Below are 26,569 nucleotides of genomic sequence, written 5' to 3'. Positions count from 1 at the left end.
CGGCGGTGGCCAGAATGTGCAAAGGCAGTTGGGCAAGAATGGGCCATGTCAGCAACAAGAGCGTCGCCAAAAGGGCCATGTACCAACCCTCGCTGTGGCGGCTTGTTGCGCCTACGCCCAAGCCTGCGTTGCTTCGTGAAAAGTAGTTCGAACTGGGCAGCGCAAGGGCCAAACCGCACAACACGTTGGCCAGCGCCAGTGTGTTCAGTTCCCGGCGTGTGTTGTGTCGGGTGCCCAGGGCCTGGTCCACCTGCAACATGGATTGCATGCTTTCCAGCACCACCAGCAACGCCAGCACGGCGGCACCCACCAGCACTTGAAGCAGCAGGCCGGGTGTGCCCAGCAACAGCGCCGGAAGCTGTTGAATGCTGTTGTAAAGGCCGGGTGCCTGTGCAGTAGCCCACAGGGGGTGTTGGGGCAGCGCAGCCACGGTTTGTACCGGCAGGGCGCCGGGCCAGGCCCACAGAAACAAGGCATGAACGGCAAAGCCACAGGCCAAGCCATACACCAGCCCCAGCGGGTTGGGCTGTATGGCACGGAAATACAGCAACACGGCTGTGGTAATGGCCGACACCCCCAGCGCCACGGGCGAAAACAGGTTGGGTGAATGTGCTGCCTGCAACACGGTGGTGTACACCGCAAACCCCACCATGGCGGGCATCAACTTCCACGCCGAAAATACGCCCAGCGTGGTGTTCATGCCGATCAGCACAGGGGCGGGAAGAAACTGCATCAACTTGCCCACGCCTTGTTGCTGGGCCAGCGCAATGAATACGCCCGCCAGCAAAATTTCCAGTGCCAGCAGCAGCATCAGTTCATTGTGATTGTTGGTGCTTTGTAAAAAGCCCAACAGCGAACCGGCAACAATCAGCGCGGTTGAAGATCGCGGCCCGCCGAACTGCACAGGCGCTTTTCCAAACAAGGCACCCAGCAAACCACCCAGCAGGGCACTGGCCAAACCCGCGTAAATGCCATAAGCCAGGCCGGCTTGCCCCAAGGGGGCGAAGGCCAGCATGCCGTACACAATTGCTTGAGCGTAACCACCGAATGCGACCAGTGCGCCCGCTTTAAATTCGGTGTTCAAGTGGTGTTATTTCGAGGTGGGCATCACGAATTCTGCGCCTTTCTCGATGCTGTCTGGCCAGCGCTGCATGATGGATTTCTGGCGTGTGTAAAAGCGCACGCCCTCTTCGCCATATGCATGCATGTCGCCAAACAGGCTGGCCTTCCAGCCACCAAAACCATGCCAAGCCATGGGCACTGGAATGGGCACGTTGATGCCTACCATGCCCACCTGCACCTGGCGGCCGAATTCGCGGGCCACATTGCCGTCGCGGGTGTAGCAGCTAACGCCGTTTCCGTATTGGTGGCTGTTGATCAAATCAAGGCCTTCGGCAAAGTTGGCCACGCGCACGCAGCCCAGCACTGGGCCGAAAATTTCTTCCAGGTAAATGCGCATGTTGGGCTTTACGTTGTCGAACAAAGTGCCGCCGGTGTAAAAGCCGTTTTCGAACCCGGCAGGTTTCTGGCCGCGACCATCCACCACCAGTGTGGCGCCTTCATCCACGCCAATCTGCACGTAGTCTTCAATGCGCTGCAGGGCTTCGGCGGTCACGATGGGGCCCATTTCAGCCGACAAATCCATGCCATCCGTTACCTTCAGGGTGTTCAGGCGTGCGGCCAGTTTGGGGATTAGTTTGTCGCCCACGTCGCCCACCATCACAGCCACAGAAATTGCCATGCAGCGTTCACCGGCGCTGCCGTAGGCGGCACCGATCAGGGCGTCGGTGACTTGGTCCAAGTCAGCATCAGGCATTACCAGCAAGTGGTTTTTCGCACCGCCCAAGGCCTGCACGCGCTTGCCGTTGCGGGCACCGGTTTCATAAATGAATTTTGCAATCGGGGTGGAACCCACAAAGCTGAGTGCTGCCACATCGGGGTGGTTCAGCAGTGTTTCCACGGCAAGTTTGTCGCCATGCACCACGTTGAATACGCCATCGGGCAGGCCCGCTTCTTTCATCAACCTTGCCATCAGGTTTGCAGCGCTGGGGTCGCGTTCGCTGGGCTTCAACACAAACGTGTTGCCGCATGCAATGGCCACGGGGAACATCCAGCACGGCACCATGCAGGGAAAGTTGAACGGCGTAATACCGGCCACCACGCCCACGGGCTGGCGCAGGGTCCAGTTGTCGATATTCGTGGAAACCTGTTCGGTGTAATCGCCTTTCAACAACTGAGGAATGCCGCAGGCAAATTCAATGATGTCGATGCCGCGGCTGACTTCGCCCTGCGCGTCGGTGAACACTTTGCCGTGTTCGGCCGTGATGATTGCTGCCAGTTCGTCGCGGTGCTGGTTCATCAAGGCCAAGAACTTGTTCATCACACGTGCGCGTTGCAGCGGTGGCTTGTTGGCCCAGGCGGGTAGCGCGGCTTTGGCAGCTTCCACGGCCTTGTTTACGGTGGGCACATCGGCCAGCTCAACCTGGCGGGCAACTTTGCCCTGCGACGGGTTGAACACGTTGGCTGTACGTGCACCGGGTGTGCTGAGGGTGTTCCCGCCAATGAAGTGGGCGACAGTTTGATCGTTTGTGTACGGTTGCATGGTGTAAAAGCCTGTTCGGTTTCTTGTCTGAAGCTCATTATTGTGGCCCATTCCGGGCTTGTGTTGAATCGGTGCTTACACCAAGCTTCCGGATTTTTTTCGCACGGCAATTTACTGACCGTTATCGGTAAATCCCTGATTTGCAATCCAATTGAACCCTTCGGAGGTACCAATTACACAAGGCGCGCCCCGATGCGTGCCAAGAATTAGAACCAAGGAGACAGCAGTGAACACAGTCTTGAAGAACGAGGCCGCGTTGCGGCGTGGGCGTTTGGCTTTGGCTGGTGGGGTGGCTGCCCTGCTGCTGGCTGGTTGCCTGGGTAGCGGCGATGATGCCGCACTAAGCGGCGCAGATGGCCGAACCAACCCAAGCGAAACCGCGGGCCTGAAATACGATGTCAGCATTACCCGCACCACCTATGGTGTGCCCCATATTCGCGCGAAAGACTACGGCAGTTTGGGTTACGGGCAAGGCTATGCCTTTGCGCAAGACAACCTGTGCGTGTTTCTCGAGGACTTGTTGACCATCCGCGGCGAACGTTCACGCTTCTTCGGCCCCGATGGCACCTACACGATCGAGCCCAATGGCTCAACGGCCAACAACGTGGCCAGCGACTTTTTCTGGAAAAGCATTTTTGCCTATGAGGAAGAGGGCGCAGACGGCGTGGTACGCAACGCCTGGCAGCGCACCCGCGACAAAACCATTCCCGATTTCCAGAACGTGGTGGCAGGCTACGCCGAGGGTGTGAACCGCTATATTGCTGAACTGAAAGCGGGGGAGCATGAATACGCGCAGGCTGATGGAAGCACAAAGCCAGCCCATGCTGCATGCGCCAATGCAGAATGGCTTGCGCCGATCAGCACGCAAGACATGTATCGCCGTTTCGTGCGCCTGTCGATATTGGCCAGCAGCTCCGTGTTTGTCACTGAAATTGGCAATGCGCAGCCACCCGGTGGTTTGCCTTCGCCCACCGCGCAAGCAGGTGATTCATCGACGGGTTTGAGCACCGCCCAGCAAGTGGCCTTGCTCAAGGGCGCCCCCAACCCTTTGACTGCGATGCAGAACAAAGACCACTTTGGCAGCAACATGTACGCATTTGGCAAAGACGCCACGGCGAACCGCGAATCGCTGGTGTACGGCAACCCGCACTTTCCATGGCGCGGTACTGAACGCCTGTATTTGAGCCACAACATTCTGGAAATGAATGGTGAAAAAACCATGGACATCATGGGTGTCGGCCTTTACGGCGTGCCAGCCGTGTTGATTGGTTTTAACGAACATGTGGCCTGGAGCCACACTGTGTCCACAGCCTACCGGTTCACTTTCTACCAGTTGCAGATCAACCCCGGCAACCCCACGCAGTACATGTACGACGGCGAAATGGTCGACATGATCCAGTTGCCCATCGAGATCGATGTGAAACAGGCCGATGGCAGCATCACCAAGCAACAACGCACCATGTACCGGTCCAAATTCGGTCCCATGCTGGTGTTGGAGGCCAGCGGTGTTCCCGTGTTGGGCTGGAACCAGTTGATGGCCTTTACGCTGCGCGATGCGAACCTGGAGAACGACCGCCTGATCAACCAGTTTGCCAAGTGGAACATGGCCAAGTCCCTGGAGGAATTTGTTGGTCTTCACGGCAGTGAACTGGGCGTGCCCTGGGTGAACACGGTGGCCAGTGGCCCCGGCAAACCCGCCTACTATGGCGATGTAACCGTGGTGCCGCATGTTACCGATGAAAAAGTGGCTGATTGCGCAGCCGAACCTTTCAACAGCGTGGTCGGCCAGTTGTCCGCCGGTTTGCCGGTGCTGGATGGTTCACGTGCTGAATGCGAATGGGGCAGCGACCCGGATGCACCTGCACCCGGCATTTTCGGCCCGGGCAACCTGCCCACCCTGCAGCGCGATGACTACGTGACCAACTGCAACGACAGTTACTGGCTAAGCAACCCCAAGCAACCCCTGACTGGTTTTGATCGCATTATTGGCGATGAAAATGCCGAACGCACCCTGCGCACACGCCTGTGCACCTTGCAGGCTGAACGCAGGTTGGCCGGAACCGATGGCCGTGCGGGCGACAAGTTCACGCAGGAAAACCTCAAAGAAATTGCGTTGAGCAGTGAAATCTATTCCGCCACACTGGCCCGGCAGGCCGTGGTGGACAACATTTGCCAGTCGCCCGTGTTGCTCAGCACCGGCCTGATGCCGGTTCAATCGGCCGATGCCTGCGCCGCACTGGTGGCCTGGGATGGCAAAGCCAACCTGGACAGCAAGGGTGCGCACTTGTGGCGTGAATTCTGGAGCCGTGCCATTGCCAACCCCGGTGGGGCACCAGTGGGTGCACCGCAATTGCATTTGCCGTTGGACAACCCAACACCAGTTTCATTGCCCACCAATTTCTGGACCAATGGGTTTAGTGCCACCAACCCGGTGAACACGCCCAACAGCCTGAACGCGGCCAACCCGTTTACCCAGGCTGCCTTGGCCGATGCAATTCTTGCTGTGCAGGCTGCCGGTGTGGCGTTTGACACGCCGTTGGGCGAAATTCAGCGGTCGGGTGTGCACACCAGCAACATTCCCGTGTTTGGTGGCACCAGCCCGGAAGGTGCTTTCACGATTGTGAGCACCCAGCCTAGCCGTTTGAATTCGGAAGGCTACAAGGTAACTTATGGCAACAGCTACATTCAGGCGGTGACCTGGGACAGCAACGGCATTCCGCAGGCCGATGCCATGTTGACTTATTCCATGTCGACCGACCCGGCCAACCCGAATTTTGAGGACTACACCAAAGCTTATTCACAGAAAAACTGGCAGCGATTGCCATTCACAAGAAGCCAGATCGAAGCGGCTAAAATTGGGCCAGCCTTGAATTTGAGGGTACCAAGGGCATCAAATTAAGCGCCCTGGATTGTTTAAATTGTGTGGAAATGTAAAATAGCAAATTAAGGGGGCGAAAGCCTCCTTTTTCTTGGATTGAACGGGTGTAAAGGGCGCATCGTGGGTGAATATTTACTTCACCATTCACCCCATGCGCATTCGCTCTTTTTTCGCCCGTATTTTGGCCATTGTGCTGTGCACCTGGGCGGGTTTTGGCTCGTTTGCCGTGGCTGCCGAGCCTCGCATTGCAGTGTCCAAGTCGCCTTTGTCATTGCCATTTTTTGTGGCCAAGGAAAAAGCCCTGTTTGCCAAGTACAAAGTTGAGCCTGTGTTGGTCGAGTGTGTTGGCGGGAATCGCTGCATGAAAGAACTTGTGGATGGCCGGGTTGACATGGCCACTTCAACCGAGCTGCCATTCATGTTCGCGGTTTTTGAAGCCGCGCCAATTACCCTGATCGCCACGTTTGTGACCAACAAGGATGACATGCGGTTTATTGTTCGCAAAAGCGTGTTGCAGCAGGGCGGTGTTAAATCACTGGCTGGAAAACGTGTGGGCTATGTCGAAAAAGCGTCGTCCCATTATTACCGGGATTTGTTCCTGTTGTACCACGGGGTTGATCCCCAATCGATTGTTCCTGTGCCCATGGGCGTGGAAGCATTGGCCAAAGCGCTGGTCAACGGTGAAGTGGATGCAATTTCCGTGTGGGAACCCTGGGGGCATGCAGCGCTGAAACTGGGTGGGCCGGACGTGGCCTTGGGCCAAGCCCCCCGTTTGTACAGCCAGGCCTTTAACCTGATCGCGCGCAATGAATACCGTGCGTCGCAGGCCAGCCGGATCAGTGCCGTGTTGGCTGCTTTAAACGAAGCGATTCAGTTTATCAAAAAGAATCCGGAGGAAGCGAAACGAATACTGGTTCGTGGTGCCGGGGTGGATCCTGAAATCGTCAAGATCATGTGGCCGACCTACCAGTTCGAGCTTTCCTTGCAGCAGTCCCTGATAACCACGGTGCAGGGGCAGGCGCGATGGGCCCGGCGGGAAGGTCATGTGAACAAGTCGCTCGCAGAACCGGAATTTCTAAACCATATCGATGCAAGTCTGTTAAGGAAGCTGTCAGCCAAGGCGGCTGACTATGTATACCCATGAAACCATTGTTGCGTCTTAAGCAGGGCGTTGTAATTGCCTTGATATTTTTGTTTGCCCTCACCGTGCTGGCCACCGCGGTGGTGTACGCCATTAACGGGCAGCGCGTGGACATGCAGGAACAAAATGTGGTGGCGAGAAATATTTCCCGCCTGTCCACGCGTATGTTGGTGTTGACCCACAACGTGTCCAGCCACATGAATGAAACCAACGTTCGGCAATGGTGGCTGCTTCACAATTCCATCGTGGATGAAATGGGGCGCCTGCAACTTTCGGATGACAGCAGCGATTTAATCGTCAGGCTGGACGATCGGCTCACTGAGATTGCTGAACTGTTCAGTGGATTTGGGCTGCTGGTGGCAGAGGATGAATCGTTGCTCGACAGTCGCCGAAGTGCCATGTTGGTTGACCGGTTGATTTCGGAGGCAGAGCAACTGGCCGAAATCAGTTACAAGGTCGCGGATGTCGCCACTGAGCATCAGGAAAAACTGACCGAGCGGCGCAGACGGGTTGTGGGAACGTTTGCCATGTTGTTCGCAATCAATTCATTTTTGCTGCTGGTTCTGATTCGATTCCGCGTGGTTGGCCCGCTGGAACGAATTGAAGGTGTTGCCAAAGAAATGCGAGGCGGGAATTTGGCTGCGCGCTGTGATGTGCCCGAAGGCGATGAAATCGGCGACGTGGCAGCGGCGCTGGACAAACTGGCCATTGAACTGAACAACCGGATCGCGGAACTGACCTCAACCACCCACCTGCTTGAGGTGGCGGGCCACATGTGTGGTGTGGGAGCCTGGACCTTAAACCTGACCAACAATGAGCTGATCTGGTCAAAGCAGACCTATAACATTGTCGAGGCGGACTTTACGCATCAACCCACGCTGGAAGAGGTCATGAGTCTGTACCCGGGCGACTCCTCAGAACAGTTGTCCAAAGCGATAGATGAGGCCATACAGACCGGCAATAACCTCAACATCGAGTTGGAGTTTCTCACCTACAAAGGCAATCTGATTTGGGTGCACGTATTCGGCGAGGTGACTTATGATGGGGAGGGGCCCAACCGACAGCCCGCGATGATTCGCGGAGCGTTTCAGAACATCACCGAACGCAGGCGGGTGGAAGAAGAATTTCGACAGGCGAAAGAACTTGCTGAATCGGCCAGCAAAGCCAAGGGTGATTTCCTCTCCAACATCAGCCATGAAATTCGCACACCATTGAATGCCGTGGTGGGCCTGACTTATATTTTGAAGCAGACCCAGCTGGACACCACGCAGCGGGAGTTCGTGGAAAAGCTTGAAAACGCAGGGCGTGGCTTGATTGATCTGGTGAGCGGCGTGCTGGACGTGTCGAAAATTGAAGCGGGTGCCATGGAGCTGGAGAAGCGGCCCTTCTCCACGCGGCAGTTGCTGGATTCGGTGGCGGATCTGATGACTGGTGCGCTGGCAGACAAACCAATTGAATTTGTTATTTCGGTGGCATCCAATGTCCCCGATCGGCTGATCGGCGATGAAATCAAATTGCGCCAGGTGCTGGTCAATCTTGCGGGCAACGCCATCAAGTTCACCGACAGCGGCCATGTCAAAGTGAGTTTGACCGTGGACCAGCTTGAAGCTGGCAATTGCATGCTGCGCTTCGTTGTTCAGGACACCGGGCTGGGCATGGACCCAACCGCCATGAAACGGCTTTTTCAGTTGTTCTCACAAGCAGATTCTTCCATTTCCAGGCGCTTCGGTGGTACAGGCATTGGTTTGGCGCTGAGCCAGAAGCTGGTCGAGTTGATGGGCGGAACCATTTCTGCAGTCAGCTCGCCGGGGCAAGGCAGCCTGTTTGCCTTTTCCCTGATGCTGGACCTTGATGAAAAAATTGCTCAAACGCAAGGCAGTTTCGAGCTGGGTGATTACGACGTGGTGGTGGTCGATGGTTTCAAGCCGCAACTGGACAGCCTGATGCAAATGATGGAGTGGTATGGTGTTGCAGCCAAAGGTTATTCCAGTGGCCTTGATGCCTTGGCCGCTGTGCCGGGCGACCGTCCACGCTTGTACATCACTAGCCAAAACCTGTCAGACACAAGCGTGCAGGAATTTGCCCGGGCGGTCAAAACGCAGCCGGTTGCGCAGGCTGCGAAGGTTGCCTTGATGGTCAAGCCTGGCGAACTCGAAAATATTCAGGATCTTTCGCTCGGCAAAGAATTTGATGCTGTGCTGGTGAAACCGGTTTCATTTGGCGCATTGAAGAATGCGCTCAAAGACGTGGCCAGCGGTCGCCCCGATCGGGCGCGGCCAGTCAACCGACAGCAGCAGCCAAAGTTGGCGCATTTGGGCGGCTTGACCGTGCTGGCTGTGGATGACCACAAGTTGAACCTGATGATTTTAAGAAAAATACTCGAGACACACGGTGCAAAAGTGCTGTTGGCCGAGTCGGGTCAACAGGCCATCGACCTGTTGTCGAAAGCGAACAGGTCTGGTGTGGATGTGTGCCTGATGGATATTCAAATGCCTGAAATGGACGGCCTGCAAGCCTGCCAGTTCATACGCACCCAATTGGAAATGGTCGATTTACCGGTGCTGGCATTGACCGCCGGGGTGATGGAGGCAGACCACCAGCTTGCGCTGGATGTCGGCATGAACGAAGTGCTAACCAAACCGCTGCAAGTCGACAAGGTGCTCGATGCCGTGAAACGGTGGGGTTTTCACATGGACGCAGCCGTACCCCCGGGCTAAACGCTACAGCGCATTCATCCGATCTTCGTATTCCTTGCGGAATGTTTTTCGCAACTGGGCATTGGCCGCGCGTTTTATTTCCTCGGCGGTGCCAGGCATCAAGGGCGGCACCTTTGCCGGTGTGCCATCTGCGTTCATGGCCACCATCGTAAAAAAGCAACTGTTGGTGTGGGTGGCAATGCCTTTGTGAATGTCTTCCGATACCACCTTGATGCCCACCTCCATGGACGTGTTCCCGGTGTAATTCACGCTGGCCAGAAAAGTGACCAGTTCACCCACGCGAATGGGCTGGCGAAACAGCACCCTGTCGACCGACAAAGTAACCACATACATGCCCGCATAGCGGCTTGCGCAGGCATAGGCCACTTGATCAAGCAATTTCAGAATATGCCCGCCATGCACATTGCCGCTGAAGTTGGCCATGTCGGGTGTCATCAAGACGGTCATGCTGAGTTGGTGGTTTGGAAATGGCATGGTTTCAGTTCAGGAGTGGGCAATGAACGCAGTGTAGCCTGCTTGCTTGGTGGGTGGTACGTCTACAATGTCTCGAAGAAATCAAATGTGGAGAATGCTGTGGCCGCTGAGTTGACCAAGTACGCTATCTGGCTGCTAAGCCCCCTGGGGGTGTGGCTTGCCTTGTGCGCGCTGGCGTACGCAGGCCTGTTGGGCCGAAGAAAGGGGCGCGCGCTTGGCTTGCTGGTGGCCCATCTGCAATTGTTGGCATTCAGCCTGCCTTGGGTGGGCGATGCAATGCTGGGCAGCCTTGAACAAGAAGCCCGGGTGCTTGAAAGCCGTCGCCCCATGCCCGCGCAGGTCGACGCCATTGTGGTGCTGGGTGGTGGGCTTGAAGGCCGGTTTGAGGGCGTGCGAAGCCTGCCTGACGTGACCGATTCCGGCGACCGCCTGTGGGTGGGCGCGCGCCTGTACAAACAGGGTGTGGCAGATCGAATGGTGCTAAGCGGCGGCGTGTTTGAAGTCGACCCACGCCTGGAAGCGGAAGCCCATGGCATGAAAGTATTCATGACCGACATGGGTGTGCCCGATCAAGCCCTGTTGATTGAAGGGGCATCGCGCACTACTTTTGAAAATGCATTGCGAACGCGCGACCTGCTGGGCGCTGATGCAAAACACATCGCGCTGGTTACGTCGGCTTTTCACATGGGGCGTTCCGTGTTGTGGTTCGAGAAAGCCGGTTTTACCGTGTACCCGGTGCGCTCCGACATTCGCGTGTTGCCCAACCAGCGCAAATTCTGGGAATGGCTTCCCAAGCCGCAGGCGCTTGACGAAAGCACCACGGCCATCAAGGAATACCTGGGTCGCCTGCAGCTGAAAGCAAGCAGTGTGTATGAACAAGGTGGCGCATCATGAGTTGGCGCAAGGCCCTTTCAACGCTTGCATGCAGCCTAGTGTGTTTCGTTGCATCCACCAGCGTGGCGCAGGCAGGCCCGGTGCTGGACGCAGTGAAAAAACGCGACGCGGTTCGTTGCGGTGTCAGCAGTGGTGTGGCAGGTTTTTCCGCCCTGGGCAGTGATGGGCAATGGCGCGGGCTGGATGTGGCAGTGTGCCGCGCCGTGGCTGCCGCCGTGTTGGGCAGCGCACAGAAAGTCGAATTCACGCCGCTAAGTTCGCAACAGCGTTTTGCTGCATTGCAGGCCGGGCAAATCGACATTTTGTCGCGCAACACCACCTGGACATTAAGCCGTGATGCTGGCTTGAATGTGCACTTTGCTGCCATCACCTATTACGATGGGCAAGGCATTTTGATGCACAAACGTTTCGGTGTAAAAAGCGCACAAGAACTGAAGGGTGCTGAAATTTGTGTGCAGTCGGGCACCACCAATGAAAAGAATTTGACCACCTACCTGGGCACGCAAGGCATCAAGGCCAAAGCCATTGTGTACGACAACTTCGAGGCCGCTTACAAAGCCTTTTTCAGTGGCCGCTGCCAGGCATTTTCAACCGATGTGTCGGCATTGATTGGTTTGAAAAGCAGCCAAAGCGGCAAGCCTGATGATTACGTGGTGTTGCCTGAAATTTTTTCCAAAGAACCACTGGGCCCAGCCGTGTTGCGCGGCGACGACGAATGGTTTGCCATCGTGAAATGGGTGGTGTTCGCCATGTTGGAAGCTGAAGAACTGGGCGTGGGCCAAGCCAATATCGAACAAGCCTTGAACAGCAAAAACCCCGCTGTGCAACGTATGTTGGGTGCTTCGGAAAACCTTGGAAAGCCGTTGGGTTTGCCGCGCAACTGGGTTGAAAATGTGTTGAAGCAAGTGGGCAATTACGGGGAAGTGTTCGAGGCCAATCTGGGCAAGCAATCGCCCCTGAAGCTAGAGCGCGGTTTGAATGCCTTGTGGACCGAGGGTGGGTTGATGTACGCCCCGCCATTGCGTTAGGGCCGGCACAGTGGATTTCGCATTCATCACCGACCCCGCAGGCTTTGGCTTAAGCGAAGGCTGGCTGCAAGCCGTTTTTGATTCGCCTTACTGGTTTGTTTTGTTGGCGGGTTTGTTGAACACCTTGAAGGTGGCCTTGCCCGCCTTGCTGCTGGCCACGCTGTTGGGCTTGTTCATCGGCTTGGGGCAACTGGTGCAGCACCCGCTGTTGAAGGCGCTGTGCAAGGGCTACGTCAACCTGTTTCGCAATGTGCCCCTGTTGTTGCAGTTGCTGGCCATTTACTTTGCAATTACCCAGTTTTTGCCCATCGCCAGCCAGGCATTGTCGTTGGGCGACACGGTGTTTTTAAGCAAAAGCGGTTTGGCCATGCCCTCGTTTTCAGAAGCGCCCGCGCGGGGTCGCTTTTCCGTGGAAGGTGGTTGGGTGCTTAGCCCGGAATACCTCGCCGTGCTACTTGCGCTCGTGGTGTACACCGCCGCATTTGTTGCCGAAGTGGTGCGTTCCGGTGTGCAGGCCGTGAAACCCGGCATGTGGCAAGGCGCATTGGCTTTGGGGTTGAACAACAGGCAAGTGAACCGCCACGTGGTGTTGCCCTTGGCCTTGCGCGTCATGGTGCCCTCCCTTTCAAACCAGTATTTGAACTTGTTGAAAAATGCATCGCTGGGTGTGGCGGTGGGTTATCCCGAACTTGTTTCAGTGGCCAACACCGCAATCAACCAAAGCGGCAAGGCGGTGGAATGCGTGCTCATTATTCTGTTCACCTACGCGCTGTTAAGCGCTGTTGCGGCGGGCTTGATGAACATGCTCAACGCGCGCGTGAACCGGGGAGCACTGTGAGGCTTTTCCTGTGGATTGCGCTGCCCCTGCTGCTGGCCCCTGCCTTGTGGGTGGTGGCCGACTGGGCGCTGTTCAGTGCTGTGTTCAAACCCGATTTGCAGGCCTGCCAACAGGCCGCAGGGCAGGGTGCCTGCTGGGGCGTGGTGGCTGAAAAGTGGCGGGTCATTCTGTTTGGCCGTTACCCGCTTGATGAGCAATGGCGCGCCGGTGTGGTGCTGGTGGTGTGGTCGGTGTTGCTGTTTGCCACGGCTGCGCGCGTGTTCAAACCAAAAGTCATTTTCATTGCCTGGGCATTTGCAGTGCCCATCAGTGCCGTGTTGCTGGCAGGTGGCGCGCCCACCACCTTGTGGGGCGGCTTGCCGCTAACGCTGATTTTAAGCACCGTGGGTTTTGGTTTGGCTTTTCCGCTGGCCGTGCTGCTTGCTTTGGGCCGGCAATCCACCTTCGTACCCTTGCGCCGCCTGTGCATTGCTTACATTGAACTGTTGCGTGCCTTGCCCCTGGTCACCGTGCTTTTTCTGGCCGCCTTTGTGCTGCCCCTGTGGTTGCCGGGCGAAGGGCTGGATTTGTTCACCCGCGTGCTTTTCACCATCGCGCTCTTCAGCGCCGCGTATTTGGCCGAGGTATTGCGCGGTGGCCTGCAGGCCGTGCCCCAAGGGCAAACCATGGCCGCCAGGGCACTGGGCCTGAATGTTGTTCAACGCAACTTGCTGGTGGTGTTGCCGCAAGCCATCAAGGCGTGCCTGCCCAGCCTGAGCAACAGTTTTGTGACCCTGTTCAAGGAATGTTCACTGGTTGCCATTGTTGCCTTGTTTGAATTAACGGGTTCCCTCAGCCTGGCCCTGGCGGGCGATGTGCAGTGGCGCAGTTTTTACCTGGAAGGGTATTTGTTCATCGGCCTTGTGTATTGGGTTTATTGCTTTGGTTTGTCGCGATTAGAAAGCAAGTTCTAGCGCATGAAAATTATTCAGTGTACATTTGTACACAGATAAGGCATTCCCTTTGCGGAGACGTTTCATGACCAAGAAAAATGAGCCCACCACTGGCGAGAAACTGGAAGGCACCCTGATGCTGGTGGGCGACACCATTGCCCACACCGCAACGCGTGTGCATGAATTCCACCGCGCCATCAGCGACATGCCTTTCAAGGCTGTGGGCACAGCCACCTTGAATGCCAGCAAACCGGTGGAAACCGTTCACAACGAAATCACCGACCTGGTGTACAGCGCCGTGCGCGAAGCAGGTAAAGGCGTGTTTTCGGGCGCAGCCTGGGTGGTACGCCAGGCCAACCAAAGCCTGGCCTCGCCGCAAGTGATCGACCAGGCCAGGGACGACAAACGCGTGTCGGCCATTTCCAGCGCCATCAACGGGGTGTTTGGCGACCACCTTGCCGCCACACGCAACCCCATGCAAGTGCGCATGAACCTGTACGCCAACGGGCAGGCACTGGCGGCCGATCAAGCCGCCCTCATGGCCCAGTTCCCGAACGCCCAGAACCAACTGGTGATTTTTGTGCATGGCCTGTGCTGCAATGAAAACAGCTGGCAGATGTACTACAACCCCGGTGAACCAGCCACCCGCCCGTATGGCGACAAGCTGGAAGAGACCTTTCCGGTGACAGCGCTTTACTTGCGTTACAACACCGGCCGCAACATTGAGGCCAATTCCCGTCAGTTCAAACGCATGTTGAACAAGCTGGTTCGCAACTGGCCCGTGGCCGTGGAAGGCATTACCCTGGTGGGCCACAGCATGGGTGGCTTGGTCAACCGCGCGGTGGTTGAAGCCCTGACCGAAGACGACATCATTTTGCAACGCGCCATCCGCGATGTGGTGTGTCTGGGTTCGCCCCATGCGGGCGCCCCGCTGGCGCGTTTGGCCGCAGCGGGCGAACAGTTGTTTGATCGCTTTGAATTGTCCAGGCCCATTGGCCGCGTGCTGGGTGTGCGCTCGCGCGGCATTCGCGATCTGGACCACGGCCTGGGGGCATTGCAAACCCGCGATGGTCATGAAGTGATGTATCACCTTATCGGGTCAACCATTGGCGATCACGGTTCATCGTGGTTGAACACCACGGTGGGCGACGGTTTGGTGACACCCGATTCAGCCCTGGCCGACGGCACGGGCAAAGCGCAACGCGTCACGTTTGCGCAAAAGCATCACATGACCTTGCTCAACGATCCAGATGTGTATCTGGAATTGCAAATGGTGCTGCGCCAGCACCTGGTTCAGAAGTTGTAAGTGGATGTTTTGCTTTCCTGCAAAAACACACGTTGTGTGGTCAGCAGGTAATTCACCAGCAAGTCAGCGTAAGTGCGCTTGAACTTCGGTTCACGCATGCCGCTTTCCACCAGGTTCAGGCCGTAATATTTCAAGGCCAGGTGGGCTTGCTGGCACTCTTTGCTCCAGCAATCCAACGGTTCCAGAATCTGGTTCACAGCGTCTTGAAAGCCTGTCGTGAAATTCAGGAAATCGGCTTCATTCATTTCTTCAACCAGTTCCAGCGCATTGTGTTCCACATGCATGTGCTGTGAATGCAAACCCATGCGCGGGCGCGACTGAAAAACATTCAGGAACTGGAACAGCAGGGCTTCCGGCAAATGTGAACTGGGCACACCGTACAACAACTGAACACGGCTAAGGTCGATTTGCAGTTGCATGGCAAAAATGCCGGATACATTGCGTGAACTCAAAGCCCAACACGCCCCCAGTGTTTCGAAAAACACTTCGCGTTCGAAAGAAAACTTTTTGTAGGGGCTGCTGTGCAGCACCTGGTAGGGAGCTCGAATGGTCATGCTGAATCCAGTGCGTTGCCGTTCATTGTTCAAGTATTGTCGTCGGGCTTGGGCACATTTGGCATCGCATAGGTGAGGGTTCACCGTTTACGGGGAGGTTCACCTTTTATGGGGGTAGGTTTCCCCTAGGTGGGGGTAGTGGCGTCCGTTTGCTGCATGTAGCGCTTCAGCAGCGCAGGCCACGCGGCACGAATTTGATTTAGCACACCGTCCGGTTTCAAGGTGCCATCGCCAAGCCCTTGTTCAAAAGAACGAAGGCGCTCATGAAGTTCCTGCTCATTGAGCAAGGCCAGCAAGCTGACCATGGAATGAATTTCGCGCGCAAAGGCCTCCGTGTTGTTCTGGGTCAAATGCCCGTGCAATTTGGCAGGCAAGTCCGCACAATGGCTCACGAACAAATTCGGCAGTTGCGCAAAGTGGCTGTTTTCCTGGTGCGCGGGCGCTTCCTTCACGTGCAGTGCGTCCATCAATGTACTGTAAAGTAAATCGGCTTCCACGGGTTTTGTGATGAAGTCGTCCATCCCCAGTTCAAGGCAGCGTGTTCGCGTTTCTGAAAATGCATGGCCAGTTAGCCCAATCACCGGTGTGTCCATCCAGCGGGTCTGGTCGCGCAGCCAGCTTACAAATTCGTAGCCATCCATCATCGGCATTTCAAGGTCGGTGATAATCACATCGACATGTGCCGCCTCATCCGGGTCCAGCAACTCAACTGCCTCCTGGCCGTGCCCGCACAGTGTTACTTTCAAGCCCACCGCTTCCAGCAGGGAACGGATCAGCACCTGGTTCACCGGGTGGTCTTCAAGTACCAGCACGTGCTTGCCTTGCAGTTTTTCGCTGGCTTCCTTCTCGTTACCTGGCAAGGGGTTTAGCAGCGGTTCCGCACGGGGCGCCGTACAAATATCCTGAGCCAGCAAAGGGTGCGCCACGTGGATCAATTGTTTGCACACGGCGGGTGGCAAGACCTGCAGCAAGGCACTGTCTGCGGAAAACAGGTCGCGGTCAATGGCCACAACGCGCAAGCCGGGTTGGGCCAGCGTCTCCTGCAATTCTTGCGGCAGCAGGGTACCATCGTCGATCAAATCGGATTGAATCAAGACCCATTCGAAGCAGCCTTCATGCAGTGCGTTTGCAAACGCCCCAATGGTGCTGGTCTGCGTTGTATTCAGGCCGACAGAACGGAGAACCGACATTACACTGTTGGCGGCTGTACCGTGCTGGTGCAGCAGAATCCCGGTTTGACCAGCCAGCGGCAGTGCTTCTGCCAAAATGTCGCTGTCGTAAGCCACCGGTACAGAAAACCGGAAGCAACTGCCCCTGCCCAGCGTGCTGTCCACGGAAATTTCACCGCCCATCCGCACCACCAACTCGCGTGCAATGCTCAAACCCAAACCGGTACCGCCATACACACGGCTTACGCTTGAATCGCCCTGTGCGAATTTCTCAAAAATCCGGTTCATCTGCGATTTGCTTAAACCCGAGCCGGTGTCGTGCACCTCAATTTGCAAATCCAGTTCGGTGTCCGATCGGGTTTGCAGTCTGGAATACACGCGTATGGCCCCAGATTCCGTGAACTTGACCGCATTGCTTAACAAGTTGCTAAGGACCTGGCGCAAACGCGATGGGTCGCCCACCAGCCCTCTACCCAACTGGTTGGAATAACCGGGTGCCACTTCATTGAGCAGAATCAGTTTCCGGCTGGCGGCCTGGCTTTGTACGGCCAGAAACGAATTGGCCAGCACTTCGTCCAGCGTGAAAGGAATTTGTTCAAACTCCACCATGCCAGCTTCGGCCTTGGAATAGTCCAGCACATCATTGAGCAGGCCTAGCAGGGATTTCGCAGCATCCTGAACCTTCATCAGGTAACTGCGCTCCCGTTCCGGCAATGGGGATTTCAGGGTCAATGCCGTCATGCCCAGAATTGCATTCATGGGGGTGCGAATTTCATGGCTCATATTGGCCAGCAACATGCCACGTGCCTCTACTTGAGCCTCTGCACGTTCCCGCCCCATCTTCGCTTCCAGTGTGGCCAGTTCTGCGGCGCGTGCCGCGTCAGCCTGTTCAAGTTCGCGGCGAAATGATCCAATCATCAGCGCGTAACCCTTGAGCAGGTTCACCATTTCCGTCACGAATTTTGGTTTGGGAAGGGTTACGCTGTAATTGCCCCGGGCAATGTGCTGGCTAACCGTATCCAGTTCACGTAGCGGGGCCACCACATAACGCTGCAACACCGCAAGGCCGATCAATGCCATCAGCGTAACCAACAGGCCCAGATAAAAATCAAACCGAGCTGTCATGTTGATGTTGTCAGCCTGTTGCGCAATCACCGTTTGAAAGCCCAGTTCCACTGCCCGGATCCGCCCTTGAATTTCAGCGCGAACGGCATTGGTCATGCCCAGGTATTCCTCGGAAAACAGCATTTGAATGGCCAGGTCGTCGCGCACATCTGCTTCGGAAACATATTTTTTCAGAACCGGGTCATACAGCCCCTGGGTCAGCGCAAACACAATTTGCTCGCGTTCGCGCAAGCGCCTGCTCAAGGCCAGAATGCTGTCCACCGAAGTTTTCAGGCTGTCGGTCAGTTGCGGGGCCAGGCGCTCGGGTGCCATCAAGCGGTCTTCAAGTGTCGGCCCTTGCCCGGGTATCAATGAAACAGGCTCGGTGTTGCCTGCGATCAGCTTGCTCCAGTACACATTGTCAACGGCGTGCTCGTAACGGCGGGCACCGGCATGTGCGTCCAGCAACTCATAATAATGCACCAAGTGCTGGCTGTTCTTGCCGACCACGAAAGCAGCCACAAGGGTTTGAAGTGCATCGAATTCCGATTGAAGCAAACGCAATTCATTGATGGCATTCAGGCGCGTGGCCAGCAAGGTGGTTTGCGATGTTTGCAGCTGGTCCGCGCGCTCGCCCATCCACACATTGGAGGCCAGGCCAAGAAGGGTGGCAAACAGCACAAATCGAAACAGGGATGCCAGCTTCATTCAGCGGAAAATGCAAGTTGCGTGAGGCTTCTATTCTTACCGGAAAAACCTAGCGTGTGTGCAGTGATTGCAAAATCAGCCAGACTGCCGCAACGATCATCACCACCGCAAAGCTGCGGCGCAGTGCTTTTTCAGGCAGGTAATGCGCAATCGCCACCCCGGCCGACACGGTGAACAAACCGCCAAATGCAAGTGGCAAGCCCAGTCCCCAATCCACGCGGTGGGCGTTTGCATAGGTGATGAGCGCCATGACTGAACTGGGCGTGACCAAGGCCAGCGACAAAGCCTGGGCCGTGGTTTGCGTGTGCTTGAATAGGGTGGTCAGCATGGGGGTGGCCACCAAGCCCCCACCCATGCCCAGCAAACCCATGCTGGTGCCACCCAGTACGCCCACAATCGGCATGGCAGCAATGTTGGGTGTATGGCCCTGGGTGTGCCCGGCGCTGGGGTTTTTGCGCAGCAACAGCATGCGAAAACCCACAACCAGAACGAACAGATTGAATATCCAGTGCAGTACCTCTTGATCCAGCCGCACGGCCAGCTTGGCAGTTAGCCAGGTGGTGACGGTGGCCGTTACACCAATGGCCGCGATGGCCACCCAGGGCAGCTTGTTGTGCTGGTTGTAGCGCCACCAGCCGATCAGCAGGTTGGGTACCATCAGCACCAGCGCAGTGCCTTGGGCCAGGGCCTGGTCCATGCCAAACCCGATAATAAAAAGCGGGACAGCAATAATACCGCCCCCAATACCAAACAGCCCACCGAAGAAACCCAAGGCCGCGCCCAACGACAAAACAAGGAGCAAATCTGGAAGGGCGTGCCAAGGCATGGGGTGGTGTGCTGCGTGATGTGGAAGGCCCAGTCTATTGATTCTAAAAATAACTACAATGGTGCGATATTTAAAATATTATTAACAAATACGCACGAATCAAAATTGGGGTGATTTTGTGAAGCAATTGTCCGACCTTGCGTTTTTCAGCGAACTGGTGCGCCATGACAGTTTGGCCAGCGCTGCAATGGCGTTCGATGTGACGCCGCCCGCGGTCAGCCGCCGCCTTGCCGCGCTTGAAAAACGCCTGGGTGTGCGCCTGTTGCACCGTAGCACCCGCCGCATAGGTTTAAGCGCCGAGGGCGAACGTTATCTGGAAGAGGGCGCACAAATTCTTCGCCAGCTGGATGCGCTGGAAGCCACCTTGCGCGCAGGGCAAGACACCCCGCGAGGCCTGTTGCGCGTGAATGCCAGCCTGGGTTTCGGCCGCAAGCACATGGCCCATGTGGTGTCGGCTTACCACGCGGAATTTCCTGCCGTGGAAGTGATCCTTGAATTGACCGACCACCCCATTGAATTGATTGAGAGTGGCTTTGATGTGTCGGTGCGTTTTGGTGAACCACCCGACCAACGGCTGATTGCCCAAAAGCTGGCCAGCAACCGGCGAATTATCTGTGCTGCGCCGTCGTACCTGCAAGGCGCGCAGGCCTTGCACACCCCGTCGGATTTGACCCGGCACAGTTGCCTTGTTATTCGACATGAAAACCACACCTTCAACAATTGGCAACTGCGCAATGGCAAGCAGGAAACCACGGTCAAAGTGCGCGGGCCTGTCAGTTCAAACGATGGCGATGTGTCCGTGCTGTGGGCCTTGCAAGGCAAGGGTGTGTTGTTGCGTTCGGAATGGGACATTCAACAGGAACTGAAAAACGGCGCACTGGTGCGCGTGCTGGCCGACTGGGCTGGCGCACCGGCCGACATCTTTGCCGTGTGCCCTTACGCCAACCCCATGCCCGCCAAAACCCGCGAATTCATTCGGGTTACGCGGGAGGTGTTGGCCAGCAAGGCGGGGTTTATTTGTTAACAGCCACACCCAATTCCATCGGCACGGTTTTGTCGTCGTTCGCTTTGGTTTCCTTGGGGGTATCGGTCTTTACGCGCTCGGCCGGTACACCTGCAGCGGTTAAGCCGGTGCTTACAAGCTGTTGCCGTTGCGTGGCCAATGCCTGCAATTGCGCGGTGCTGACTTCTTCTGAATCCTGCAGCTTTTGCGCCAACACGGCGTAGAAGTTTTTGCCTTTCAACGCATTTACCTCGGTGTCGTTTAATTCGCGTGTTTCTTTAAACAGGTTGGCAATTTGCCCCAGCGCTTTGCCGGCCGCGCCTTGTTCAAGCTGGCCGGGGTTTGCTTTTCTGAAGCCTGTTTTCAGCGACGCCAATTCACCGCCACTGAACCGTTTTTCAAACACCGCTTCAATTGCTTTTTGTGTGGCCTCGTTGTTCAAAGCCAAGGGGCCGGGGTCTTCGTTGGGCTGCAACTTCTCACCGCTCTGTGTTGCCACTGCGCGGCGCATTTGCAAATTTTGAATGGCGGTTTTGTCAGCCGGTGCCCAGGTGCCTTGCACGGTCAGCGCCAGGTTGGGGCGGGTGGTCAGTGCCTCGCCAAGCTTCTTCAAACCTTCGCGTTGTGAAGGGCTTAGTGTGTTTGCCCCGGCGGCGAAGGCAACCTTGCCTAGTTCTTCGCCAGCGCTGCCACCCAACAAAGCACCCAGCGCGCGGAATGGTGCGGTCACAATTTTGGTCAGTATATTGCCAATCGCTTTCCACACCACGGCACCGTAGCTGAACTGCGGGTCGTTCAAATTGCCGGTAATGGGCAGGCCCAAATCGATGCGGCCATTGCGGTCTTCAAGAATGGCAATGGCCAGTTCCAAAGGCAGGTCGCGGCCTTGCGGGCTTTGCACCCGGTCGCCCAGTTTCAGCTTGTCGACGATCACCTGGTTGGTGCTGTTCAGTTGCTGGTTTTCAATTTGATAATTCAGGTTCATCGACAACTTGCCCGACTCAATTTTGCGATTCGCAAACGTGCCGGAATAGGCAGTCAGGTTGCTCATCTCCACATTGCTGAATTTCACCGCAATGTCCATGTAAGCGGTCGGGTCTTGCAGGTTTAGTGTGCCTTGTGCATGGGCTTCGCCGTATTCGTCTACCGCGCCTTTCAGCGCCAGTTCGCCGCGTGCGCCGGGCTTGTTCGACAAACCATTCACCACACCTTCCAGGCTGTGAATGCGCGTGCCAAATGGAATGAACAGCGATTCATCGGCAAAGTCCATTTCACTGTCGGCAATGCTGAAGCGCTCAATGTTCACGGCGAATACCAGGGCTTCGTTGGGGGCTGTTTTTTTCGCAGATTGGGGTTCTTTCTTGTTCACCAAAATACGGCCAATGTTGGTTGATTTGTCTTTCGCAATCAGCAGCGCAGTATCAAGCCCTTCCAGCTTTAAACGTTGAATATTCACGCCCTTTGCATTCGCACTTAAGCTGGGTGCGAACAGTTTTTTGAACTGCAAAAACGAGTTGCTGGTGCCAGTTTCATTCAGGCGCAAACCGGCCACAGTCAGGCTGCCGGTGTAGCCTTGTTCTTTGGCGTTGTAAGTGGCTTTGCCTTTGCTGTACACCGCACCGCTTGCAAGGTCCAGTTTTGCAAACTGGCCAATGAAAGGTTGCGCGGGTTTTAGCGCCAGGGCATTGATTTCAACATTCAATTGCGCAGCGGCGGTGGCCGGTGTCAGGTTGCCGTTCACCGCAATGCTGCCGCCACTTTGCACATTCAGGCTGGCTTTCAGGGGCAGTGCCTTGTTCAGGTTTTGCGTTACACCGCTGGTGGACATTGCAATGTTGTTCAAGCCCATGTTCAGGGCGGGCTTCAAGCTTTGGTCTTCAATCGCTGCGTTTATGCCGGAAATGGCAATGTTGTTGACCGCGTAAGTCCAGGGCTTGGTGGGAACTTCGGTGGGGTTTTTTGTAGGCTTCTCCGGTGTGTTGCCAGGTGGAATCCAGTCGTTAATCGCGGCCATCAAATCAAGTTCGCCCTTGGCGTTGCGCTTCACATTCACCTGCCCACCCTTCACAGTGACGGCGTTTATTTCAGCGTGTTGCCCGGCAAGGTCTATGGCGATTGGGCCCACTTCAATTGTGTTCAGCCCAATGGCTTTGGCCTTGCTGGCGTGGTTCATTTGCAGGCCTGCCAGCACAATGCCAGCCAGCTCGGCCTTGTTGGCTTGCAAATCAAAGCTGCCGTTGTTGATGTTCAATTTGGAAAACTGCGCCGCAGCGCTTGCACCATTCGGTTTGGCAGCAATGTTGAATTCGCGCACCTCCGCGTTGATGTTGCTGATCAGCACTTTGGGCTGGGCGGGTTTTTCGCCGGGTGGCGCTTTCAGGTTCACATCGAAATTCAGCGCAAAGTCCATGCTGCCTGCAGGTGGGGCCGTGGGCAACAGTGGCTTTAACAGCGGCTCCAGCTTGGCAATGTTCAGGCCGGTGATCGACATGTCGCCCACCACCGATGGGTCGGCCAATTGAATTTGCGCACGCAAGTTCAGTTCACCGCCCAAGCCGGTGACAGCGTTCAACACAAAGTCGCCATCGGTTTCGGAACGGGTGGCCAGGTCGCGCAGCTCCAGGTTCAGCGGCTCGAAGCGGGTTTTCAAACCATCGGGCGTGCGGCGGTCTTCAAAATCAAGAACCGCGTCGGCAATCAACAGATGGCTGAGCAAAAATGCAGGCGGCTCGGTGTTTTTTTCTTCCTCAGGCTCGTCGGTTTTGAAAGCCTGCAACAGGGCGCTGAAATTGTGTTTGCCGTCGGGCAGCAGCGCCACATTCACATTCAGGTTTTTCAGGTCGATTTGTTCCAGCGCAATAAGGCCGGTAAACAGGTCGGTGCCGGAAACATCGACAAACAAATGGTCGAATGAAACAAGTTGCTCGCCCTCAGGCGTGGCCAGGTTCAAATTGGGGATGCGCACCGTCAGCGTGAAAGGGTTTACTGCAGGCAGGTCCATTGTTAATACATGGCCGGAACGTTCCAGCACCTGTTTCTCGGCTTGCCAGTGCACCAGGCGCGGCAGCCCGGCCCAGGCAAACACGTAAAAGAAAACGATGAGGGCCAGCGGTATAAGCACCGCTTTGGAACGAAGAATATTGGCGATTTTCATTTTTTTGGTTGTTGTTGGGGGCTTACATGCGGTCAGTATCCTAGATACCAGCGCTGGTGTACACTAACGCCTTCTCGCGCGGCTGTAGCTCAGTGGATAGAGTATTGGCCTCCGAAGCCAAGGGTCGTGGGTTCGATCCCCGCCAGCCGCGCCACTTTCTGTGTCAATCCGCTACCTATTTCTAGCGATCTAAATTCCCTTTTTTTGACAGTGGCCCTGCCCGGGGCTTGAATGTTGGATTGATCCATTCCCACGCCTGCCCATGTTCAATTCCAGTTTCGGCAAACTTTCATTTACCCAGCCCGCTTTTTACATACCCCAACCCCAGCATTCGCTGGTCGACGTTATCTTCCACAGCTATGGCATTTTGCCCGGGCAAGAACCAATTTTTTCTGTGTTGGTGGATTATTTGCTCGCCCTGAACCCCACGGTGAGAAACCCGCGCATGGCCTTGGGCAGCCATGCCCCGCGCACGCTCGACTTTATTTCACACGACCCGCAAACCATTTTGTGCATGAACCCCGAGGTAGTGAAGGCGCGCATACGGCAGGTGGTGAACGGTGGTGGCGAGTTTGCGATGATCGATATTGCACGCAACTTTGTACCCGCCGACCCGGCCGAGCGCGGTGTGTATGAATTTTTAGCCAGGGTCAGCAACGACACACAACACGTGACTGATTTTGCAGGCACAGGTTTGGGTGTGCTGGGTTATTTAAGCGGTGTACAAAACCGGAATGTGATGGGGCGTTTGCAGCAGCTAAATGCCGAGCGCCTTGCGGGCAAGTTGAGCGTGCGCCAATTCCAGTTGCGCCAGCAGGAAGTTCTAAACCAATACCTGAAAAAACTGGGCTGGATGGGCCGGCATATGCACGGTGGGCAGAATTCATTCAACGTGCTGTACCAAAACCGCGCAGTGGGTGTGAACCCATCGCCCGTGTTTGTGAAGCATGCGGAAAGAATGGCGAAGCTGAGCCGCTTTGCGACGGGGGGTGGGGTGCTGCTGACTGTGTTTGGTGCTGTGGGTGTGTGGGGGAAGATTGGTTCGACTCAGGATTACAAAAAGAAAAATGAAATTTTGATGGTGGAGGGCCTTGGAATCGCCGGTAGCGCAGTGGGTGGTTCACTGGCAGCGTTCACCGTTGGTGCTTTGATTGTCAGTGGACCGGTGGGCTGGGGCGTGGCCTTGGTTGCTTCTGCCGTGGGTGGTTACTTTGCTCAAGAGGCTGGCAAGCATGTGGGGAAGGTAATTTATGATCAATTTGGCAATCAGGTTGATTTTCTGAATGCCAGTGGAATTGGACAACTATGCCGCTAACTGACTTTTTAATGTATTGGATATTTTTTAGCTCTTGGGGGGTTGGCTTCGGTTTGCCCCTGTGCATCATGTTGATGACATGGGTCACTCCTCAGTCTGTTATTGATCGTTATGTGCGCACGCCGCACTTCAGCGAATTCGAAGCTGTTGCTTATCGGTATTTCCCGTCAAGCTGGATAAGAACCCTTCTTTTCACCATGGCAATTGCTGTGCCGGTATGCCGGAAAATTCGTCAGTTCGGAAACATTCACAAGAATGTTCCTGTTTGGTTCAATGTCACAAGTCGCGTGTTTGTTTACTTTGTGCTCGGATACTGCGTGTTATTGGTGCTTGTGGTTCTGGGTATGTATTTTTACGCTCTGTGGCTTTCGTGATTATTCTTGATTCCCCCCAAAATGCAGGGTTGCGGAAAACCACGCACCCTTGACGCCCCCACCCCGCTTGCCTTTCAAGAATGATGAAAAGTTATCTGCCTTTGCAGAACTTGATCAACGCTTGCCGCACTCTACAAAGTTTATTACATTCAGGTGGCAGTTCCGTGCATGTTAAATGTTGTTAAACCGGCTTGGGTATTGATCGGCGGTAGCTATGGTGTAGAAGGATCGGTATGGACGGGCATGCCGCTCATATCCGAAGGTATGCGTTTCAAATCCAGGAGAAGTGTATATGCCAACTTTTATTGTTAATCGCAACACTCAGTCCAACTGTGATAACGAAGTTCATAACACCACAACCGGTTGCAAGGAATTGCCAAAGGTGGAAAATCAAATCACCCTCGGAGCCCACCTTTCCTGCCATGGCGCGGTGGCTTAGTTCACGTTATGTTTCTTAGGTGATCAAATGGCAAAGAGATCCTCAAAAGCTGATGCTGCAATTATCGCGTTTGTCGCTGTCGTTGGCCTGCCAATCTTCTTTGTATCAATGCTCGTTGAGTCGGTGGGTTGGGTTATGCCAACCATTGTTGTAGCGGCAATTATCGGCGTTGCCATCTGGTATCAACAGAACAAGAAAAATAAGCGGTTGGAGTACCTGCGTGGCAAATATCACAACGAAGAGATTGTTCAGAAAATTGTTGGTGGCCTTGTTTGGCAGGGTCAAAGCGAAGCACAGCTAAAAGATTCAATGGGTGACCCTATTGCAGTTGACCGAGCGGCGCTTAAGACAAAGACAAAAGAGATATGGAAATACCACCGGCAAGGAGTCAATCGGTTTGGGCTTCGCGTTACGGTGGAAAACGGTTATGTGGTTGGCTGGGACGAAAAAGCATAACCACTTGTTCGAGCAGACTGTCATCGGTCGCCGTTGATCTCAAACGTTGAGGCTGTAAAAAAACTCGTTTTCTGGTGGTCGGATTCTTTGTTTCCGTGATTTGCATGAAGGTGCCCAGCAAGGCCAACGCAAACAGCCCTTGGTTTTTCCACGGTGGTTGTTGCTCGTTGTGTCGAAGGTTGGCGAACACCGGTACCACAGTGCCAATACGTTGGCTGTAAAACTGTCGGCCTTGGTGTGAATCAATAGCCCGACGCATCAAACCGCTGGGGTTTAAGTCGTCTTTTGCCCTTGGATGTACGCCAACAAGACGATCTTGAGCATGATGCGTGGGTCGTTGGCGCTGGCACCGGCTTGATCGTTCTTGAGCAGCGCGTCCATCGCCGTAAGCCCCAGTTCGTTGTCTACCAGATAATCCATCGCGAAGGCAAAGCCGCCGGGTACAAGTTGGTCGCACACTACAACGGGCAGTAGCAGGCCGTCGCGATTTTGCGGTTTCATGGTCAGGCAGATGAATTGTGTGCGATCGCTTCTTAACGATTGGGGGTGCTCAAACGAGGTTAATTGGCCGAATGCACTTACACAAATTTATTTACAGGCTCGGGTCGTGGGTTCGATCCCCGCCAGCCGCGCCACTTTCTGTGTCAATCCGCTACC

Annotated in this window: 20 protein-coding genes and 1 tRNA gene; 13 read left to right on the top strand and 8 right to left on the bottom strand. The window is 55.5% G+C overall.

Translation table 11 applies throughout. The annotated features are described in order from the left end of the window. Nucleotides 1–1,084 (bottom strand): SulP family inorganic anion transporter (locus V7028_RS04895; RefSeq protein ID WP_334118980.1); only part of this gene is annotated, 1,084 nt, incomplete at its 3' end. A gap of 6 nt (nucleotides 1,085–1,090) precedes the next feature. After that, nucleotides 1,091–2,602 carry a CoA-acylating methylmalonate-semialdehyde dehydrogenase gene (locus V7028_RS04890; RefSeq protein WP_334118979.1) on the bottom strand — a complete coding sequence of 504 codons (1,512 nt, stop codon included), beginning with the start codon at nucleotides 2,600–2,602 and terminating at the stop codon, nucleotides 1,091–1,093. Between the two features lie 226 nt (nucleotides 2,603–2,828). Between V7028_RS04890 and V7028_RS04885 the strand changes: the two genes are divergently transcribed. The 3 genes from V7028_RS04885 to V7028_RS04875 all read left to right on the top strand — a co-directional run bounded on the left by V7028_RS04885 (nucleotide 2,829) and on the right by V7028_RS04875 (nucleotide 9,338). Then, nucleotides 2,829–5,501 (top strand): penicillin acylase family protein, encoded by a 2,673-nt coding sequence (locus V7028_RS04885; RefSeq protein ID WP_334118978.1) that lies wholly within the window; start codon nucleotides 2,829–2,831, stop codon nucleotides 5,499–5,501. A 103-nt stretch (nucleotides 5,502–5,604) separates the two neighbouring features. Beyond that, nucleotides 5,605–6,624 (top strand): ABC transporter substrate-binding protein, encoded by a 1,020-nt coding sequence (locus V7028_RS04880; RefSeq protein WP_334118977.1) that lies wholly within the window; start codon nucleotides 5,605–5,607, stop codon nucleotides 6,622–6,624. Beyond that, a complete protein-coding gene (locus V7028_RS04875; RefSeq protein ID WP_334118976.1) occupies nucleotides 6,621–9,338 on the top strand; it encodes a hybrid sensor histidine kinase/response regulator in 2,718 nt (905 codons plus the stop codon). Before V7028_RS04880 ends, V7028_RS04875 begins: the two co-directional genes overlap by 4 nt. Nucleotides 9,339–9,341: 3 nt before the next feature. Here V7028_RS04875 and V7028_RS04870 read toward each other — a convergent pair whose 3' ends face one another. Beyond that, nucleotides 9,342–9,812 carry an acyl-CoA thioesterase gene (locus V7028_RS04870; RefSeq protein ID WP_334118975.1) on the bottom strand — a complete coding sequence of 157 codons (471 nt, stop codon included), beginning with the start codon at nucleotides 9,810–9,812 and terminating at the stop codon, nucleotides 9,342–9,344. A gap of 99 nt (nucleotides 9,813–9,911) precedes the next feature. Here V7028_RS04870 and V7028_RS04865 point away from each other — a divergent pair, with 99 nt between their 5' ends. The 5 genes from V7028_RS04865 (at nucleotide 9,912) to V7028_RS04845 (ending at nucleotide 14,810) form a co-directional block, all read left to right on the top strand. Continuing rightward, complete coding sequence (locus V7028_RS04865; RefSeq protein ID WP_334118974.1) at nucleotides 9,912–10,706, top strand: YdcF family protein; 795 nt, start codon at nucleotides 9,912–9,914, stop codon at nucleotides 10,704–10,706. Beyond that, the gene (locus V7028_RS04860; RefSeq protein ID WP_334118973.1) at nucleotides 10,703–11,734 is read left to right on the top strand and encodes an amino acid ABC transporter substrate-binding protein; all 1,032 of its coding nucleotides are present in this window, start codon (nucleotides 10,703–10,705) and stop codon (nucleotides 11,732–11,734) included. The genes V7028_RS04865 and V7028_RS04860 overlap by 4 nt, the downstream gene beginning before the upstream one ends. A gap of 10 nt (nucleotides 11,735–11,744) precedes the next feature. Continuing rightward, nucleotides 11,745–12,572 (top strand): ABC transporter permease subunit, encoded by an 828-nt coding sequence (locus V7028_RS04855; protein ID WP_334118972.1) that lies wholly within the window; start codon nucleotides 11,745–11,747, stop codon nucleotides 12,570–12,572. Next, complete coding sequence (locus V7028_RS04850) at nucleotides 12,569–13,525, top strand: amino acid ABC transporter permease (protein ID WP_334118971.1); 957 nt, start codon at nucleotides 12,569–12,571, stop codon at nucleotides 13,523–13,525. Before V7028_RS04855 ends, V7028_RS04850 begins: the two co-directional genes overlap by 4 nt. Nucleotides 13,526–13,589: 64 nt before the next feature. Beyond that, a complete protein-coding gene (locus tag V7028_RS04845; protein WP_334118970.1) occupies nucleotides 13,590–14,810 on the top strand; it encodes an esterase/lipase family protein in 1,221 nt (406 codons plus the stop codon). Here V7028_RS04845 and V7028_RS04840 read toward each other — a convergent pair. From V7028_RS04840 to V7028_RS04830, 3 genes are all read right to left on the bottom strand, one after another. Then, nucleotides 14,798–15,364, bottom strand: a complete 567-nt coding sequence (locus V7028_RS04840) for a hypothetical protein (protein ID WP_334118969.1) — start codon at nucleotides 15,362–15,364, stop codon at nucleotides 14,798–14,800. The two genes, V7028_RS04845 and V7028_RS04840, sit on opposite strands and share 13 nt — an antisense overlap. A 125-nt stretch (nucleotides 15,365–15,489) precedes the next feature. After that, entirely contained in the window at nucleotides 15,490–18,345 is a 2,856-nt protein-coding gene (locus tag V7028_RS04835) for a hybrid sensor histidine kinase/response regulator (protein WP_334118968.1), read from the bottom strand. A 49-nt stretch (nucleotides 18,346–18,394) separates the two neighbouring features. Continuing rightward, nucleotides 18,395–19,171 (bottom strand): sulfite exporter TauE/SafE family protein, encoded by a 777-nt coding sequence (locus tag V7028_RS04830; RefSeq protein ID WP_334118967.1) that lies wholly within the window; start codon nucleotides 19,169–19,171, stop codon nucleotides 18,395–18,397. Between the two features lie 118 nt (nucleotides 19,172–19,289). On the opposite strand from V7028_RS04830, the gene V7028_RS04825 reads away from it, so the two are divergent. Continuing rightward, nucleotides 19,290–20,195 carry a LysR family transcriptional regulator gene (locus V7028_RS04825; protein WP_334118966.1) on the top strand — a complete coding sequence of 302 codons (906 nt, stop codon included), beginning with the start codon at nucleotides 19,290–19,292 and terminating at the stop codon, nucleotides 20,193–20,195. Here the strand turns inward: V7028_RS04825 and V7028_RS04820 are convergent. After that, nucleotides 20,185–23,328 (bottom strand): DUF748 domain-containing protein, encoded by a 3,144-nt coding sequence (locus V7028_RS04820; RefSeq protein WP_334118965.1) that lies wholly within the window; start codon nucleotides 23,326–23,328, stop codon nucleotides 20,185–20,187. The two genes, V7028_RS04825 and V7028_RS04820, sit on opposite strands and share 11 nt — an antisense overlap. A gap of 78 nt (nucleotides 23,329–23,406) precedes the next feature. On the opposite strand from V7028_RS04820, the gene V7028_RS04815 reads away from it, so the two are divergent. The 4 genes from V7028_RS04815 (at nucleotide 23,407) to V7028_RS04800 (ending at nucleotide 25,912) form a co-directional block, all read left to right on the top strand. Continuing rightward, a tRNA-Arg gene (locus tag V7028_RS04815) sits at nucleotides 23,407–23,482 on the top strand. Nucleotides 23,483–23,590: 108 nt separating this feature from the next. After that, nucleotides 23,591–24,643, top strand: a complete 1,053-nt coding sequence (locus V7028_RS04810) for a hypothetical protein (protein WP_334118964.1) — start codon at nucleotides 23,591–23,593, stop codon at nucleotides 24,641–24,643. Next, complete coding sequence (locus V7028_RS04805) at nucleotides 24,634–25,017, top strand: hypothetical protein (RefSeq protein ID WP_334118963.1); 384 nt, start codon at nucleotides 24,634–24,636, stop codon at nucleotides 25,015–25,017. The genes V7028_RS04810 and V7028_RS04805 overlap by 10 nt, the downstream gene beginning before the upstream one ends. Before the next feature lie 466 nt (nucleotides 25,018–25,483). Then, the gene (locus tag V7028_RS04800; protein WP_334118962.1) at nucleotides 25,484–25,912 is read left to right on the top strand and encodes a DUF2845 domain-containing protein; all 429 of its coding nucleotides are present in this window, start codon (nucleotides 25,484–25,486) and stop codon (nucleotides 25,910–25,912) included. A 273-nt stretch (nucleotides 25,913–26,185) separates the two neighbouring features. Here V7028_RS04800 and V7028_RS04795 read toward each other — a convergent pair whose 3' ends face one another. Beyond that, nucleotides 26,186–26,413: a hypothetical protein gene (locus V7028_RS04795; protein WP_334118961.1), complete on the bottom strand. Its 228-nt coding sequence runs from the start codon at nucleotides 26,411–26,413 to the stop codon at nucleotides 26,186–26,188. Nucleotides 26,414–26,569 lie beyond the last annotated feature (156 nt).

It is taken from the genome of Limnobacter sp. (assembly GCF_036846585.1).
Taxonomy (GTDB): domain Bacteria; phylum Pseudomonadota; class Gammaproteobacteria; order Burkholderiales; family Burkholderiaceae_B; genus Limnobacter.
Note: the sequence above shows the minus strand (reverse complement) of the source record. Positions and strands in the feature narration are given on the sequence as shown.